This window comes from Falsiroseomonas sp. E2-1-a4 (genome assembly GCF_051433165.1).
GTDB lineage: Bacteria > Pseudomonadota > Alphaproteobacteria > Acetobacterales > Acetobacteraceae > Falsiroseomonas.
The window spans coordinates 526,702-542,043 of record NZ_JBHMFS010000001.1; the positions used below are offsets into that span (position 1 = coordinate 526,702).

Below are 15,342 nucleotides of genomic sequence, written 5' to 3' on the forward strand. Positions count from 1 at the left end.
AATGCAGACCTCCAGCTACGCCACCCGCCGCGGGGAACTGGAAACCTATTTCGACCGCACTGCGGCGAAGGCCTGGGAACGCCTGACCTCGGATGCGCCGGTCAGCGGCATCCGCGCCACCGTCCGCGCCGGGCGGGATGCGATGCGTGGCAAGCTGCTGTCCTGGCTGCCGCCGGACCTGCGCGGCAAGCGCGTGCTGGATGCCGGCTGCGGCACCGGTGCACTCGCCGTGGAAGCCGCGCGGCGCGGTGCGGAGGTGGTGGCCGTCGATATCTCGCCCACACTGATCGCGCTCGGCCAGGAACGGGCGGCGGGTCAGCATGGCGCAGGCTCTGTCAGCTTCCATGTCGGCGACATGCTCGACCCGGCCTTCGGGCGCTTCGACCATGTGGTGGGGATGGATTGCCTGATCCACTACCAGCCTACAGATGTGCTGCGCGCGCTGGCTGGTCTCTCCGCCCGCACGGAGCGCAGCATCCTGTTCACCTTCGCGCCGCGTAGCGCCTTCCTGATGGCCTTCCTGACGGTCGGCCGCCTAGTGCCGCGTGGCGATCGCTCGCCGGCCATCGTGCCGGTGGCGGAGGGCACGCTGCGGCGGTTGGTCGCCGGCGATACCGCGATGGCTGGCTGGCATTCGGTGCGCACGCATCGGGTGGCGAGCGGCTTCTACACCTCCCAGGCACTGGAGCTCGTGCGGCGATGAAGCGTCCCGGCAGGATCATCCGGATGTGGCAGGGTGTGGGGCCGCATCTGCTGCCCTTCGCCAACGCCACCTCCGAACGCCTGCCGATGTCGCGACTTCTGCGGCTGTCGCTGTTCCAGATTTCCTGCGGCATGGCGGCGGTGCTGCTGGTCGGTACGCTGAACCGCGTGATGATCGTGGAGCTGAAGGTCTCCGCCTGGCTGGTCGCCACCATGGTGGCGCTGCCGCTGGTCTTCGCGCCGCTGCGGGCGCTGATTGGCTTCAAGTCCGATACCTACAAATCCGTGCTCGGCTGGCGCCGCGTGCCCTATCTGTGGCTTGGCACCATCATCCAGTTCGGCGGGTTGGCGATGATGCCCTTCGCGCTCCTTGTGCTGGCCGGGGACACCTGGGCCGATCCCTGGACCGGGCAGCTGGCGGCGGCGATCGCCTTCCTGATGACCGGCTTCGGCATGCACATGGTGCAGACGGTAGGCCTGGCCTTGGCGTCGGACCTCACGCCGCACGACCAGCAGCCGAATGTGGTGGCGATGCTGTCGGCCATGCAGCTTGTCGGCATGGTTCTGGCGGGGCTGGTCTTCGGCGCTCTGCTGGCGGATTTCTCGCAGCTTCGGTTGATCCAGGTGGTGCAGGGCGCGGCAGCATTGACGCTGGTGCTGAACCTGGTTGCTGTCTGGCAGCAGGAAGCGCGTGACCCGTCGCGCACCGCCCGGACCGCGGAGCGCGAGCCGACCTTCCTCGAAGCATTTCGCGCCTTGCGCCAATCCGGCCCGTGGAACCGCCGCCTGCTGGGTGCCGGCCTGGGCACGGCGGGCTTTGCCATGCAGGACGTACTGCTGGAGCCCTATGGCGGGCAGATCCTCGGCCTGTCGGTGGGCGCGACCACGGGGCTGTCCGCATTGCTCGCGGGCGGTGCGGTGATCGGGTTCTTGCGCGCCGCAGGGCGCCTGCGGCAGGGGGCGGATCCGCACCAGGTTGCGGCAACTGGGGGACTGTTCGGCATTGCCGGCTTCACCGTGATCATCTTCTCCGGCGCCATCGGCAGCGGCGCGCTGTTCGCAGGCGGCGTGGCGCTGATCGGCCTTGGCGCGGGTCTGTTCGGCCATGCGACACTGACGGCCTGCATGCGCGCTGCGCCGCCGGAGCAGACCGGTTTGGCGCTTGGCGTCTGGGGCGCGGTGACGGCAACTTCTGCAGGCGTTGCCATCGCATTGGGCGGCGTGCTGCGGGATGTAATTTCGGCAATCGCTGAGGCCGGTGCGCTGGGCGAGGGCCTGGCGCAGGCGGCCACCGGCTATGTCAGCATCTACCTGATCGAGATCGTGCTGCTGTTCATCACGCTCGCCGTTGTCGGACCGCTGGTTCGCAGCCGTGGTGCGTCTCAACCTCGCCCCGCAGCCGGCCTCGCCGGCGCGGCACAAATCTGACCAACAGGAAGCGGAGGCCACCAATGCCCGGCGCACACCAATTCGTTCAAATGGATCTGGCGGCAGGGCTGCTCTACGCCTTCTTCGCCTTCTTCTTCATTCTGGTTCTCTGGCTGCATCGCGAAGGCAAGCGCGAGGGCTATCCGCTGATCTCCGACCGGCCGAGCCATCCGCTGCGCGTGCCGATCGAGGGCTTTCCCGGCGTGCCGCCGCTCAAGGTGTTTAAGCTGAAGCATGATGACCATCACGCGGCGACGCGCCGGGAACGCGACCTGACCGGTCTCGTTGAGCCGGCGGATTACTATGCCGGCGCGCCGCTGATCCCGACCGGTGATGCGATGCAGGATGGCATCGGCCCGGCCGCCTATGCGGAACGCGCCGATGTGCCGGACCTCGCCTTCGACGACGATCTGCCGAAGATCATTCCGCTGCGGGCCGCGCATGGTTTCACCATTGGTGAGACGGACCCGGACCCGCGCGGCAAGCCGGTCATCACGTTGGACGGCAAGGTGGCTGGTGTGGTGGTGGACCTCTGGGTCGATCGCTCGGAAATGATCTTGCGCTACTTGGAGGTCGAGGCCACCGGTGCCGCGCGCCGTGTGCTGGTGCCGATGTTCCTGGCCACCATCAACTCCGCCGGCACGGTGCGGGTGATTTCGGTCACTGCCGCGCAGCTCGCGGTTGCGCCGGGCATCGCGCAGCCGGAACAGATCACGCTGCTCGAGGAAGACAAGGTCGCGGCCTATTTCGGCGGCGGGCATTTCTATGCGACGCCCGCGCGTAGCGAGGCACTGGTATGAGCCGGCATCCCGAAGTCCTGGAGCATGACGGGGAAGATGTCCCCGGCCTGCCCGGCCCGCTGCCGAAGGGCGAGACCATCCTGTGGCAGGGTGCGCCCGAATGGCGCGGCATTGCGCGGCGCGCGCTGTTCGTGCGCGGCATCGCCATCTACTTCATCCTGCTCGCCGTGCTGCGTGGCGGCGACCTGACGACGCAGGGCGCAGGCGCGATGGAGGCGCTGGCGGAGGGGTTGTTGCTGGTGGTGATCGGGGCCGTGCCGGTGGCGCTGCTGCTGCTGTTTGCCGGCCTTTCGGCGCGCACCAGCCTGTACACCATCACGACGCGGCGTATCGTCATGCGTGTCGGCGTGGCGCTGCCGATGACCATCAATATTCCCTTCGTGCTGATCGACAAGGCCGATGTGGCGAAGCAGGCGGATGGCACCGGGGATCTGGTGGTCACGCTGGTGAAGCCGCACCGGGTGTCCTGGCTGGCGCTGTGGCCGCATATCCGGCCCTTCCGCATTTCACATCCCCAACCCATGTTGCGGGCATTGAAGGATGCGGATGTGGCGGCACAGGTCCTGTCCCGTGCCTTGGCGGCTGCGGCCTCCGTGCCGGTGCCGGCAATGGCGGCGAGTGGTGAGGCGCGCGAGCCGGGCCACGCCGAAGCGATGGCTTGAGAGAAGGAGGGAAGGTGATGTCGGAGACCGTCGAAACCAACCCGATCCTGCGCCGCCCGGCATTGGTCTGCGGCAGCATGATCGCGGGCGTACTGGCGTTGGTGCTGGCTTCGCCCTTCCTGCCGAGCGTGCAGGACGGCGTGGTGCCGGTGGCGCTGGCGCAGCGGGACCTGTTCTTTTCGGATCGCGGCGATGGCGGCGTGGTCATCACAGATTCCCGCAACGGCCAGGATGTGGCCATGCTGGAGCCGGGCGAAGGCGGATTCGTCCGCGGCACCGTGCGTAGTCTGGTGCGTGAGAGGAAGCGCGAGGATATCGGTTCCGCCATACCGTTTCGCCTCACGGCATGGCAAACTGGCCAGATCACGCTGGAGGATCAGGCGACCGGCCGAAAGCTGGACCTGACGGGCTTTGGCGAGACCAACGCAAGGGCGTTTGCACGCTTCTTGTCCAACAGGGAGTAACCAGGATGAACGGCCGCTGGGGAGTGGGCCGGGCGATCTTCGGGGGAGAGACACTCGAAGTGCCCTGCACGGTGGATATCGAGAGAACGGCGGACAGCTTTCATGCCTATGCCGTGCCGGAAGGCGTGTTTCTGCGCCCTGGCGACCAGGTCATCGTGCATGGCACGCCGGACCATGTGGCGTTCGGCGAGCGCATGACCTTCGAGACGCGGGCGACGGTGCTGCGCGCCGGGCCGCTGACTCGTTGGTGGACCCAGTGGGTCGCGATCTTCGAGCTGACCGAGTTGTACCATTGCGGCTTCGAGCCGAAGGAGGCCGTCGCATGGAACGCCTGATTCTGGATGGGCCCGCCATTGTCGAGCCTTCGGTGGCCGTGGGCATGACACCGGGCGGGCGCCCGGATGCGGATGGTGCCGCCACCAAGATGGCGCTGACCGAGACGGTGCTTTCGCCACGCTTCTACACCACCGATTTCGACGCGATGGACCGCATCAGCATCGAGCCCGTGCGCCAGCAATGGGATGCGATGATGGCAGAGTTCCACGCCGACCCGAACAAGGGGCATTTCACCCGCACCGCCGAATTCGACGAGTTCGACATCAAGGCGCTGCCGGCGCCGTTGCAGAAGGAGCTGCTGGAGTTTCTCGTCAGCTCCGTCACTGCCGAATTCTCCGGCTGCGTGCTGTATGCCGAGATCAAGAAGCGCGTGACCAACCCGGACATGAAGGACATCTTCAGCGTCATGGCGCGGGATGAAAGCCGGCATGCCGGCTTCATCAATGATGCGCTGAAGGATGTCGGCGTCGGCGTCGACCTCGGCTTCCTGACCAAGGCGAAGAAGTACCACTACTTCCAGCCGAAGTTCATCTTCTACGCCACCTATCTGAGCGAGAAGATCGGCTACGCCCGCTACATCACCATCTTCCGCCAGTTTGAGCGGCACCCGGAACTGCGCTTCCATCCGATTTTCAAATGGTTCGAGAATTGGTGCAATGACGAGTTCCGGCATGGCGAAGCCTTCGCCCTGCTGATGCGCGCCAATCCTCATCTGCTGTCGGGCGGAAATGTCTACTGGGTACGGTTCTTCCAGCTCGCGGTCTTTGCCACGATGTATGTGCGTGACCATGCGCGGCCGGAATTCCACAAGGCGCTCGGCATGACGCCGACGGAATACGACATGAAGGTGTTCCGCATCACGGAGGAGATCTGCCGCCAGGTCTTCCCGGCCACGCTGGATGTGGACAACCCGAGCTTCCTGCGCGGGTTGGAACGGCTGCGGAAGATCGGCGACGGCATTGCCGCGGCGAAGGCGCAGGGCGGCATCGTCGGTGGCATCAAGCGCGCCAGTCTGATGGCGGCAGCGGGCGCGAATTTCGCGCGGCTGTATTTCCTGCCGCCAAGGCGCCAGGCGCTGCCGGCCGACCCCCGTCTATCACCGGCCTGGTAGCCCCATGGCCGAATATGGTCTGCCCGCGCTGTTCACCCTGTTCATCTGGTGGTTCAGCACCGGCGTCATCCTGTACCTGGACGGGCTGCGCCGAGAGACATTTCGGTGGACCATGCTCGGCGCGACCATCCTGGCCGTCGCGGGCCTCGCCGGGCTCCAGGCGAGCGCCTGGGACATGACGATCCAGGGCGCCTATCTCGGCTTTCTCGGTGCGCTGCTGGTCTGGGCCTGGATCGAGATGGCTTTTCTCACCGGCCTGGTCACCGGCCCGCGCCGCACGGCCTGCCCGCCGGGTGCGACCGGATGGGTCCGGTTTCGCGCGGCGCTGGCGGCGGTGCTGTGGCATGAGCTGGCGATCATCGCGGGTGCGGCCGCCATCGCGCTGGCCACCTGGGATGCGCCGAACCGCATCGGGCTGTGGACCTTCCTGGCCTTCTGGATCATGCGGCAATCGGCCAAGCTGAACGTGTATCTTGGCGTGCGGAACCTGGCGGAATCCTTCCTGCCGGATCACCTGCGCTACCTGGAAAGCTTCTTCCGCCGGCGCCGGATGAATGCGCTCTTGCCGTTTTCGGTTGCTGCCGGGATCCTCGCCTGCGTGCTGCTGGTGCAGCAGGCGATTGCTCCGGAAGCAACGCCGCATGAGGTGACGGGCTTCACCCTGCTCGCCACGCTTGTCGCGCTGGGCCTGGTCGAGCACATCTTCATGGTGATGCCGGTTCCGGCCGATGCGCTGTGGCGGTGGGGTCTTGCCTCGCGCAAACAAAAGCCAGTTCGCGACAGCATGGGGTGCGAGCCAACGCACTGCAGACCAGTTCCGGCCACAGGGGGTCCGAGATGAACTACGAATCCTTCTTCCGTGCCCAGCTCGACGGCCTCCGCCGCGAAGGCCGCTATCGCGTTTTCGCCGATATCGAACGCCATGCCGGGCAATTCCCCAAGGCGACGCGGCACCGCAACGGCAAGACCTCCGAGGTCACCGTCTGGTGCTCCAACGATTATCTCGGCATGGGACAGCACCCGAAGGTGCTGGCGGCGATGCACCGGGCGCTGGACCAGCATGGTGCAGGCGCCGGCGGCACGCGCAACATCTCCGGCACCAACCATGAGCATGTGCTGCTGGAACGCGCCCTGGCGCGGCTGCATGGCACGGAAGACGCGCTGCTGTTCAATTCGGGCTACATGTCCAATTGGGCCTCGCTGTCCACCCTGGCCGCGCGGATGCCGGGCTGCGTGATTGTCTCGGATGAGATGAACCATGCCTCGATGATCGAGGGCATGCGCCATTCCCGCGCCCAGCGCCGCATGTTCCGCCACAACGACCTGGTGGATCTGGAGCGCGTGCTGTCGGAGATCGATCCTTCCGCGCCGAAGCTGGTGGCGTTCGAGAGCGTCTACTCCATGGATGGCGACATCGCCCCCATCGCCGCCATCTGCGACCTGGCCGACAAATACGGCGCGATGACCTATTGCGACGAGGTGCATGGCGTTGGCCTGTACGGCCCGAATGGCGGCGGCATCACGGACCGCGATGGCGTGTCGCACCGGCTGACCGTCATCGAGGGAACTTTGGCAAAGGCCTTCGGCGTGATCGGCGGCTACATCGCCGGCTCCGCCGCCATGTGCGATTTCGTCCGCAGCTATGCCAGCGGCTTTATCTTCTCCACCGCATTGCCGCCGGCGATTGCCGCGGGCGCGCGCGCTTCCATCGAACATCTGATGGCCAGCGGCGTGGAGCGGGAACAGCTGCATGAACGGGCGGCGACCCTGCGCCGCCGCCTCGACGCCATCGGCGTGCCGCATCTGGACAACCCCAGCCACATCGTGCCGGTGATGGTGGGGGACCCCGTGGTCTGCAAGGCGATCAGCGACATCCTGCTGGATGATCACGGCGTCTATGTGCAGCCGATCAACTATCCCACCGTGCCGCGCGGCACGGAACGGCTTCGCATCACGCCGAGCCCGGTGCACAGCGATGCCGACATGGACCATCTGGTGGAAGCGCTTTCCGCCGTATGGTCGCAATTCAGCCTGCAGCGGGCTGCCTAATGGATATTGGAACAAGCACCTTGGCCAGCCGCAAGACAACGACGCCACGGCCGGTCTTTCCGTTTGATGCGATTGTTGGCCAGGATGAGATGAAGCTGGCGCTGCTGATCGCAGCGGTGGACGCGTCCATTGGCGGCGTGCTGGTGTTTGGCGATCGGGGTACCGGCAAATCCACCGCGGTGCGCGCCTTGGCGGCGCTGTTGCCGCCGATGCAGGCGGTGGCCGGCTGCCGCTTTTCCTGCGACCCGGCGCGTCCGGAGGGGCTGTGCGATGCGTGCCGCGACTCGACCGACCTGGTCGTGGCGACTGTGCCGGTGCCGGTGGTCGATCTGCCGCTGGGTGCGACCGAAGACCGCGTGGCCGGCGCGCTGGATATCGAGCGCGCCCTGGCACAGGGCGAGAAGGCCTTCGAGCCTGGGCTGCTGGCCCGCGCGCATCGTGGCTTCCTCTACATCGACGAAGTGAATCTGCTGGAAGACCATCTGGTCGATCTGCTGCTGGATGTCGCGGCCTCCGGCGAGAATGTCGTGGAGCGGGAGGGCATCAGCATCCGCCACCCGGCACGTTTCGTGCTGGTCGGCAGCGGCAATCCGGAGGAAGGGGAGCTGCGGCCGCAATTGCTGGACCGGTTCGGCCTGTCCGTCGATGTCCGCACGCCCACCGACCTCGCAACGCGCGTCGAGGTCATCAAGCGGCGCGACGCCTTCGAACGCGATGGCGTGACCTTCCTTGCCAACTGGGCGGAGGCGGCCGCGACGACGCGGGAAAAGATCCTGGCGGCGCGGGCCCTGTTGCCGGCCGTGGCCGTGCCGGACGTGACGCTCGAAAATGCGGCGCGGCTGTGCATGGCGTTGGGCACGGATGGGCTGCGCGGCGAACTCACCCTGATCCGCACGGCGCGCGCCCTGGCGGCGCTGGAGGGTGATGAGGTGGTGGGCGTGCCGCATCTGCGCCGCATCGCCGCCCCCGCCCTGCGCCACCGCCTGCGCCGCAACCCGCTGGATGAAGCGGTGGCGACCACGCGCGTGGATCGTGCGGTCACTGAATTGTTCGGCGCGTGAGTGACGCGGCGGCACCGGCTTCGGATGCCGCGCAGGCCGCGCTGCTGCTGGCCGTCGATCCTGTTGGTCTCGGCGGCGCCGTGCTGCGGGCCGGCCCGGGGCCGGCGCGGGAGGGATGGCTCGCCGGGTTGCGCGCGGCGCTGCCCGCCGGCACGCCCTGGCGGCGGCTGCCGCTCGGCATTCCCGATTCACGACTGCTCGGCGGGCTGGATCTCGCGGGCACGCTTTCCGCCGGACGACCGGTGCTGGAACGCGGCGTGCTGGCCGAGGCCGATGGCGGCATCGTCGTCGCCCCCATGGCGGAACGGCTGGAGGCGAATACCGCGGCGAAGCTGGCCGCGGTGCTGGATGCCGGCCAGGTCGCCGTGCAACGGGATGGGCTGGACCTGAACCTGCCTGCGCGCCTGGCGCTGATCGCACTGGATGAAGGTCTGACGGCGGAGGAAACGCTGCCGCCTGCACTGGCGGAACGCCTTGCCTTTCGGCTGGAGCCGCAGTCGGTGCCGCTGGGGGCCGCCCCCCAAATCGCCGCGGCCCGCGCGCGGCTGGATCAGGTTGCGGTGCCCGATGCGCTGCTGGCCGCGCTGTGCGGTGCCGCCATGCAATTCGGCATCGCCACCCTCCGCGCGCCGCTTTTCGCGCTGCGGGCGGCACGGGCGGCCGCGGCGCTGGCCGGGCACGATGAGGTGACGGAGGCGGATGCCGCGCTGGCCGTGCGGCTGGTCTACGGGCCGCGCGCGACACGCCTGCCCGAATCGGAGCCGGAGCAGGCGGAGCCGTCGCCCGAGCCCGAGAACGCCCCGCAGGACAGCGACCAGCCGGAACCGCAGCCCGGCCCGCAGGAATTGCAGGACATGCTGCTGGAGGCGACGCGCGCGGCGCTGCCGGCCGGGCTTCTCGCGGCACTCGGCGCCGGTGCGCGGGATGCGGCGCGGCAGGCGGGCGCGCAGGGGCGGGAAGGCCAGCGCCGCCTCTCGGCGATGCGTGGCCGCCCGATCGGCACGCGAGCCGGCGCGCTGCGCGCTGGCGCCAGGCTTTCGCTGGTGGAGACGCTGCGCGCCGCCGCACCCTGGCAGGGCATCCGTCGGCGGGAACGTGGCGACAGGCCCGGCCCGCTGGTGCTGGTGAAGCAGGATGATGTCCGTCTTCTGCGTTTCCAGCAGCACACGGAAACCACCGCCATCTTCGCCGTCGATGCCTCCGGCTCCGCCGCCCTCGCGCGTCTGGCGGAAGCCAAGGGCGCGGTGGAATTGCTGCTGGCCGATTGCTATGTGCGGCGCGACCGGGTTGCCGTGGTCGCCTTCCGCGGGCGTGCGGCGGAACTGCTGCTGCCGCCGACCAATTCGCTGCTGCGCGCCAAGCGCAGCCTTGCCGGGCTGCCGGGCGGCGGCGCCACGCCGCTCGCCGCCGGCATCGATGCAGCGATGGCGCTGGCCGAGGAAGCCCGTCGCCGTGGCCGTACGCCGCTGCTGGTGCTGCTGACCGATGGTCGCGCCAACATCGCGCGTGACGGCACGGCGGGCCGGCCACGGGCGGAGGCCGATGCGCTGGCCGCTGCCATACCCTGCCGCGCCGCGGGCATCGCAACGCTGCTGGTCGACACCGCATCGCGCCCGCAGCCCTTCGCCAAGCAACTCGCGGAGGCAATGGGCGCGCGCTACCTCGCGCTGCCCAGCGTGGACTCGCAAAAGCTGTCCGCCGCGGTGGCCACGACGCGGGAGGTGGCGTGATGGCCGAACGCCCCAACTGGAGCATCGAGGGCCGGGACTGGCCGAACCGCGAGGCCAGCCGCTTCGTCACCGCCGCCGGCCTGCGCTGGCATGTGCAGGTGATGGGCCAAAGGGCGCCCGACCGGCCAGTGCTGCTGCTGCTGCATGGCACCGCCGCGGCCACGCATTCCTGGCGCGACCTGATGCCGCTGCTGGCGCGCGACTTCACCGTGGTGGCGCCGGACCTGCCGGGTCATGGCTTCTCGGATGGCGTGCCCGCGGCGCGGCTCTCGCTGCCACACATGGCGGCCTCCGTCGCTGCGCTGCTCGGCGTGCTCGGGCTGCGGCCGGTGCTGGCGGCGGGGCATTCGGCGGGGGCGGCGATATTACTGCGCATGGCGCTGGATGGCCGCATCGCGCCGGATTGCATTCTCAGTCTGAACGGCGCGCTGCAGCCGCTGGGGGACCGCCACGCGGCCTTCTTCACCCGCACGGCACGGATGCTGGTGGGCTTGCCCTTCGTGCCGAGCCTGTTCGCCTGGCGCGCGGCGGATCGTGCGGTGGCGGAACGCCTGCTGCGCGACACGGGTAGCCGCATCGAGGCGCGCGGCGTTGATCTCTACGCCCGCCTGTTCCGCCATTCGGGCCATCTGGCGGCAGCGCTCGGCATGATGGCGCATTGGGACCTGGTGCCGCTGCTGCGCGATCTGCCGAAGCTGGCGCCACGCCTGGTGCTGGTGGTGGGCGCGCAGGATCGCGCCGTGCCGCCGGCGCAGGCGGAGGCGGTGCGAAAACGTCTGCCCTCCGCGCGAATCGTCACGCTGCCGGGGCTTGGCCATCTGGCGCATGAAGAACAGCCGGCGCAGGTTGCCATTCTTATTCAGCAGGAATGCGCGGGGGCGCTGGCGGCATGAACAGATTGCAGGGTCTCGCCGCCGAGGATCGCGCCGCCTGTCGCGCCATGCTCGCCAGCGGGTCGAAATCCTTCCGTGCTGCGTCGCTGCTGCTGCCCGCGCGAATCGCGGAGCCGGCGGCGGCGCTCTATGCCTTCTGCCGTGTCGCCGATGACGCGATCGACGAGGCGCCGGACCCCGCCGCCGCATTGCCGGCGTTGCAGCGCCGGCTGGATGCGATCTATGCCGGGCGGCCGCAGCCGCATGCCGCGGATCGCGCTTTCGCCGTAGTGGCACGGGATTTCGCCATTCCCCAGGTGCTGCCCGCAGCCTTGCTGGAGGGTTTTGCCTGGGACGCCGAGGGTCGCCGCTATGCCGACCTCGCGGCGCTCGAAGCCTACGCCGCGCGCGTCGCCGCAACAGTGGGCGCGATGATGACGCTGCTGATGGGCGTGCGCGATGCCGCGGCGCTCGCACGCGCCTGCGACCTGGGCGTGGCCATGCAATTCACCAACATCGCTCGCGATGTGGGGGAGGATGCGCGCAATGGGCGGCTCTATCTGCCGCTCGACTGGATGATGCAGGAGGGAATTTCGGCGGAGGGGTTCCTCGCCCGCCCGGTCTTCACCCCGGCGCTCGGCCGCGTGGTGCAGCGGCTGCTGGATGCGGCGGATGTGCTATATGCGCGGGCCGAGGATGGCTTCGGCCGGCTGCCCTGGGATTGTCGCGCGGGCATTGGCGCCGCGCGGCATGTCTATGCCGGGATTGGTCGAGCCGTGGAACGCCAGGGCGGCGATTCGGTCAGCCGGCGCGCCATGGTGCCGAACCGCCGCAAGGCACTGCTGATGGCACGCGGTGCCACGGCTTTCGCCGCCCGCCGCGCTGCCAGTCCCGCGCCGCCGCTGCCGGCCACGCGCTTCCTGGTGGAGGCGGTGGCCGCCCAGGCACCGCTTGCCACGGACCGGCTGGCGGAGCGGATCGCCCGCGCCGTCGCCTTGTTCGACCGGCTGGCGGAGGCTACGACGCTCGGCCCGATGGCGCGCTGAAGCTCAGCGCACCACCACCATCCGGTACAGATGCCAAGTCGCATGCCCGAGCACCGGCAGCACTACCGCCAGCCCGATGAACAGCGGCAGTGACCCCAGCAGCAGCAGCACCGCCACGATGAACCCCCAGGCCGCCATGGCCAGCGGGTTCATGGCGACGGCGCGCAGCGAAGTGCCGATGGCCTGGCCCAGACCTGCCTGCGGCCGGTCCAGCAGCATGGGAAAGGACACCACGGTCAGCGCCAGCACCAGCGCCGCAAAGCCGAGGCCCACGGCATGGCCGAGCAGCAGCATGCGCTGGCCCTCCGCCGTGCCGAACACCTGTTCCAGCAGCGCCACCGCGCCGCCATTGTATCGCGGGTCCTGCGCCAGGGTGCCGAGGGTGGCTGCATGGATGGTATCCGCCGCCCACAGCCAGGCCAGGAACACCCCGAGCAGCAGCAGCCCGAGGCCGCTGATGGCGGGCAGGGCGGGTGCACGCAGCACATCGAACACATCGGTCCAGTGGGTCGGCTGCCCGGCCTCCCGCCGCCGGCTGATCTCGTACAGGCCGAGCGCGGCCAGCGGACCGATCAGGGCGAAGCCGGCGGCCATCGGGTAGAACAGGTGCATCACCTCACCCCCCGCCGCCAGGGAGGCCGCCACCAGCCCGATGAGGGGATAGAGGACACAGAGGAACATCAGCTGCGTCGGGGTCGCCAGGAAATCGGCCCAGCCCCGGCGTAGCGCGGTGCGCAGATCCCCCAGCCCGATGCGCCGCAGCGCCGGTGGGGCAAGATCGAGATCTCGTGTGGTGGTCATAGCCTCAGCCATCGTTCGCTTCCCCCATTCAGGTTCCACGGACGGCCCGGTGCCGGCGACGGCCGACAAGGACCCCGCGACTGTCAAGTGGGGCGTACAGGACTGGCTGCGCCTCAAGCCCGCGTGACCGAATGACGGTTGACTTGAGTGTCAAGAAAGTCTGACACTCACGACTGACAAGCTGGACTTACATCGAGCCGGCGCGTTCGGGAGGTTGCCAATGGACACCGTGTCGCGGATCGAAGCCAGCCTGGCGGATGCGGTGCTCTGCGCCGAAGCGGCCGGCGCGCCACCGCGGCTTGCGGCGGCCATGCGGCATGCGGTGTTTCCGAAGGGCGGGCGGATCCGCCCGCGGCTGACGCTCGCGGTGGCTGCGGCCTGCGGCGATGACCGCCCGGCGCTGTCCTCCGCCGCGGCCGCCGCGATCGAGCTGCTGCATTGCGCCAGCCTGGTGCATGACGACCTGCCCTGCTTCGACGACGCCGCCACCCGCCGTGGCAAGCCCAGCGTGCACCGTGCCTTCGGCGAGCCGCTGGCCGTGCTGGCCGGGGATGCGTTGATCGTGCTGGCCTTCCAGACCCTGGCGCGGGCCGCGCCGGCGGGGCCCGAACGGCTGGGTCCGTTGCTGCTGATCGTCGGCGACGGCGTCGGCGTGCCCTTTGGCATCGTCGCGGGCCAGGCTTGGGAATGCGAGCTGCGCGCCGATCTTTCCGAATACCAGCGCCAGAAAACCGGCAGCCTGTTCGCCGCCGCCACCGTCGCCGGCGCCACCGCCGCGGGCCATGCGGAGCCGGAAGCCTGGCGCCTGCTCGGCGACCGGTTGGGCGAGGCCTATCAGGTGGCGGACGATCTGCGCGACGCGGTGGAGGATGAGGCAACGATCGGCAAGCCCGTGGGCGTCGACAAGGCGCTGGGGCGGCCGAGCGCGGTGGCGGAGTTCGGCCTTTCCGGCGCGGTGGCGCGGCTGCTGGCGCTGTCCGAGCAGGCTGTGGCGGCAATTCCGGAATGCCGGGGGCAGGCCCTGCTGCGCGGACTGATCCTGGCCGAGTCGAAGCGCCTGATGCCCGCGAAACTGGCCGCCCAGGCGGCGTGAAACCCGCCATGCAGGCCCCTGCCATGCCGGCACCTGGGCTGATGGACCGCTTCCGCGCCTGGCGGGAAGGCGTGACGGCCAATCCGCAATTCCGTGCCTGGGCCGCGCGCTTCCCGGTGACCCGGCCAGTGGCGCGGCGGCGGGCGCGCCAATTATTCGATCTCTGCGCGGGCTTCGTCTATTCGCAAGTGCTGGCCGCCTGCGTGCGGCTGCGGCTGTTCGAAATTCTGCACGAGGCGCCCGCCAGCGAAACCGCGCTGGCGCTGCGCCTGGCCGTGCCGCCGGAGGCCATGGGCCGCCTGCTGGCCGCCGCCGCCGCGCTGGACCTGACCCGCCGGCGCAAGGACGGGATGTGGGTGCTGGGGCCGCTCGGTGCGGCCATGATCGGCAACCCCGGCATCGCCGCCATGGTCGAGCACCACGCACTGCTCTACGCCGATTTGGCCGATCCGGTGGCTCTGCTGCGGCGGGACCGCGGCGGCAATGCGCTTTCCGACTACTGGGCCTATGCCGGCGCTGCGGCGCCCGAGGCGCTGGGGGCGGATCGCGTTGCGGATTACTCCGCGCTGATGGCGGCCTCCCAGCCCATGGTCGCGGCGGAAGTGCTGGCAAGCTACGATTTCCGGCGCCACAGCGCGCTGCTCGATGTCGGCGGCGGGGAGGGAGCCTTCCTGACGGAGGTCGCGCCGGCCGCGCCCGATCTGCGGCTGATGCTGTTCGACCTGCCCCAGGTGGCGGCCCGGGCCACGGCGCGGTTTGCCGCGCGTGGCCTGGCGGATCGTTCGCAGGTTTTCGGCGGCGATTTCAGCGCCGATCCGCTGCCGCAGGGCGCCGATATCATCAGCTTCGTCCGTGTGCTGCACGACCATGACGATGCCGTGGTGCTGAACCTGCTGCGCGCCGCCCGCACCGCACTGCCGCCCCAGGGTCGCCTGCTGATCGCCGAGCCGATGGCCGGCACCAGCGGCGCGGAACCGATGGGAGAGGCGTATTTCGGCTTCTACCTGCTGGCCATGGGCCGCGGCCGTCCGCGCCGGGCGGAGGAGCTGCAGGCCATGCTCACCGCCGCCGGTTTCGCCCGCAGCCGCGCCCTGCCGACGCCGACGCCACTGCTGACTCAGGTGCTTGTTGCTGATGTCGGCATTACCTGACGCTCGCATGTCAGTTTGTCTTGACATGTGCGACTG

The 15,342-nt window shown here is 69.2% G+C and carries 16 protein-coding genes; 15 read left to right on the forward strand and 1 reads right to left on the reverse strand.

The genetic code is table 11. The features are described from left to right. Window position 1 precedes the first annotated feature (1 nt). The 13 genes from bchM to ACFHNC_RS02530 are packed head-to-tail and all read left to right on the forward strand — an operon-like array spanning window position 2 to window position 12,261. Window positions 2-703, forward strand: coding sequence for a magnesium protoporphyrin IX methyltransferase (bchM, locus tag ACFHNC_RS02470; RefSeq protein WP_437167618.1), 702 nt, complete (start codon window positions 2-4; stop codon window positions 701-703). Between the two features lie 23 nt (window positions 704-726). Beyond that, window positions 727-2,130 carry a BCD family MFS transporter gene (locus ACFHNC_RS02475; protein WP_437167619.1) on the forward strand — a complete coding sequence of 468 codons (1,404 nt, stop codon included), beginning with the start codon at window positions 727-729 and terminating at the stop codon, window positions 2,128-2,130. A 23-nt stretch (window positions 2,131-2,153) separates the two neighbouring features. Beyond that, the gene (gene puhA / locus ACFHNC_RS02480; protein ID WP_437167620.1) at window positions 2,154-2,930 is read left to right on the forward strand and encodes a photosynthetic reaction center subunit H; all 777 of its coding nucleotides are present in this window, start codon (window positions 2,154-2,156) and stop codon (window positions 2,928-2,930) included. Further along, entirely contained in the window at window positions 2,927-3,592 is a 666-nt protein-coding gene (puhB, locus tag ACFHNC_RS02485; protein ID WP_437167621.1) for a photosynthetic complex putative assembly protein PuhB, read from the forward strand. Before puhA ends, puhB begins: the two co-directional genes overlap by 4 nt. A 17-nt stretch (window positions 3,593-3,609) precedes the next feature. Continuing rightward, window positions 3,610-4,056, forward strand: coding sequence for a photosynthetic complex assembly protein PuhC (gene puhC, locus ACFHNC_RS02490; protein WP_437167622.1), 447 nt, complete (start codon window positions 3,610-3,612; stop codon window positions 4,054-4,056). A gap of 5 nt (window positions 4,057-4,061) precedes the next feature. After that, a complete protein-coding gene (locus ACFHNC_RS02495; protein ID WP_437167623.1) occupies window positions 4,062-4,391 on the forward strand; it encodes a hypothetical protein in 330 nt (109 codons plus the stop codon). Further along, on the forward strand, window positions 4,379-5,503 hold the full coding sequence (acsF, locus tag ACFHNC_RS02500) for a magnesium-protoporphyrin IX monomethyl ester (oxidative) cyclase (RefSeq protein WP_437167624.1): 1,125 nt from the start codon (window positions 4,379-4,381) through the stop codon (window positions 5,501-5,503). The genes ACFHNC_RS02495 and acsF overlap by 13 nt, the downstream gene beginning before the upstream one ends. Window positions 5,504-5,507: 4 nt before the next feature. Then, window positions 5,508-6,344, forward strand: a complete 837-nt coding sequence (puhE, locus tag ACFHNC_RS02505) for a putative photosynthetic complex assembly protein PuhE (protein ID WP_437167625.1) — start codon at window positions 5,508-5,510, stop codon at window positions 6,342-6,344. Then, window positions 6,341-7,552: a 5-aminolevulinate synthase gene (hemA, locus tag ACFHNC_RS02510; RefSeq protein WP_437167626.1), complete on the forward strand. Its 1,212-nt coding sequence runs from the start codon at window positions 6,341-6,343 to the stop codon at window positions 7,550-7,552. The genes puhE and hemA overlap by 4 nt, the downstream gene beginning before the upstream one ends. A gap of 20 nt (window positions 7,553-7,572) precedes the next feature. Next, complete coding sequence (bchI, locus tag ACFHNC_RS02515) at window positions 7,573-8,613, forward strand: magnesium chelatase ATPase subunit I (RefSeq protein WP_437167627.1); 1,041 nt, start codon at window positions 7,573-7,575, stop codon at window positions 8,611-8,613. Further along, window positions 8,610-10,343 (forward strand): magnesium chelatase subunit D, encoded by a 1,734-nt coding sequence (locus tag ACFHNC_RS02520; protein ID WP_437167628.1) that lies wholly within the window; start codon window positions 8,610-8,612, stop codon window positions 10,341-10,343. The genes bchI and ACFHNC_RS02520 overlap by 4 nt, the downstream gene beginning before the upstream one ends. After that, window positions 10,343-11,236 carry an alpha/beta fold hydrolase BchO gene (gene bchO / locus ACFHNC_RS02525; protein ID WP_437167629.1) on the forward strand — a complete coding sequence of 298 codons (894 nt, stop codon included), beginning with the start codon at window positions 10,343-10,345 and terminating at the stop codon, window positions 11,234-11,236. Before ACFHNC_RS02520 ends, bchO begins: the two co-directional genes overlap by 1 nt. Next, entirely contained in the window at window positions 11,233-12,261 is a 1,029-nt protein-coding gene (locus tag ACFHNC_RS02530; protein ID WP_437167630.1) for a phytoene/squalene synthase family protein, read from the forward strand. The genes bchO and ACFHNC_RS02530 overlap by 4 nt, the downstream gene beginning before the upstream one ends. A 3-nt stretch (window positions 12,262-12,264) precedes the next feature. On the opposite strand, the gene ACFHNC_RS02535 is transcribed toward ACFHNC_RS02530, so the two are convergent. Beyond that, window positions 12,265-13,062, reverse strand: a complete 798-nt coding sequence (locus tag ACFHNC_RS02535) for a DUF2189 domain-containing protein (RefSeq protein WP_437167631.1) — start codon at window positions 13,060-13,062, stop codon at window positions 12,265-12,267. Between the two features lie 220 nt (window positions 13,063-13,282). On the opposite strand from ACFHNC_RS02535, the gene ACFHNC_RS02540 reads away from it, so the two are divergent. Both ACFHNC_RS02540 and ACFHNC_RS02545 read left to right on the forward strand, forming a co-directional pair. Then, window positions 13,283-14,155 (forward strand): polyprenyl synthetase family protein, encoded by an 873-nt coding sequence (locus tag ACFHNC_RS02540; RefSeq protein WP_437167632.1) that lies wholly within the window; start codon window positions 13,283-13,285, stop codon window positions 14,153-14,155. 8 nt (window positions 14,156-14,163) lie between these two features. Then, on the forward strand, window positions 14,164-15,306 hold the full coding sequence (locus ACFHNC_RS02545; protein ID WP_437167633.1) for a methyltransferase: 1,143 nt from the start codon (window positions 14,164-14,166) through the stop codon (window positions 15,304-15,306). Window positions 15,307-15,342 lie beyond the last annotated feature (36 nt).

Bases quoted from the DNA above. Each gene is read 5' to 3' on its own strand.
- ACFHNC_RS02495 (WP_437167623.1), top strand. From the start codon at position 4,062: ATGAACGGCCGCTGGGGAGTGGGCCGGGCGATCTTCGGGGGAGAGACA.
- bchO (WP_437167629.1), top strand. From the start codon at position 10,343: ATGGCCGAACGCCCCAACTGGAGCATCGAGGGCCGGGACTGGCCGAAC.
- puhC (WP_437167622.1), top strand. From the start codon at position 3,610: ATGTCGGAGACCGTCGAAACCAACCCGATCCTGCGCCGCCCGGCATTG.
- puhA (WP_437167620.1), top strand. From the start codon at position 2,154: ATGCCCGGCGCACACCAATTCGTTCAAATGGATCTGGCGGCAGGGCTG.
- ACFHNC_RS02545 (WP_437167633.1), top strand. From the start codon at position 14,164: ATGCAGGCCCCTGCCATGCCGGCACCTGGGCTGATGGACCGCTTCCGC.
- ACFHNC_RS02535 (WP_437167631.1), bottom strand. From the start codon at position 13,062: ATGACCACCACACGAGATCTCGATCTTGCCCCACCGGCGCTGCGGCGC.
- puhE (WP_437167625.1), top strand. From the start codon at position 5,508: ATGGCCGAATATGGTCTGCCCGCGCTGTTCACCCTGTTCATCTGGTGG.
- ACFHNC_RS02475 (WP_437167619.1), top strand. From the start codon at position 727: ATGTGGCAGGGTGTGGGGCCGCATCTGCTGCCCTTCGCCAACGCCACC.
- acsF (WP_437167624.1), top strand. From the start codon at position 4,379: ATGGAACGCCTGATTCTGGATGGGCCCGCCATTGTCGAGCCTTCGGTG.
- ACFHNC_RS02540 (WP_437167632.1), top strand. From the start codon at position 13,283: ATGGACACCGTGTCGCGGATCGAAGCCAGCCTGGCGGATGCGGTGCTC.
- bchM (WP_437167618.1), top strand. From the start codon at position 2: ATGCAGACCTCCAGCTACGCCACCCGCCGCGGGGAACTGGAAACCTAT.
- hemA (WP_437167626.1), top strand. From the start codon at position 6,341: ATGAACTACGAATCCTTCTTCCGTGCCCAGCTCGACGGCCTCCGCCGC.
- ACFHNC_RS02530 (WP_437167630.1), top strand. From the start codon at position 11,233: ATGAACAGATTGCAGGGTCTCGCCGCCGAGGATCGCGCCGCCTGTCGC.
- puhB (WP_437167621.1), top strand. From the start codon at position 2,927: ATGAGCCGGCATCCCGAAGTCCTGGAGCATGACGGGGAAGATGTCCCC.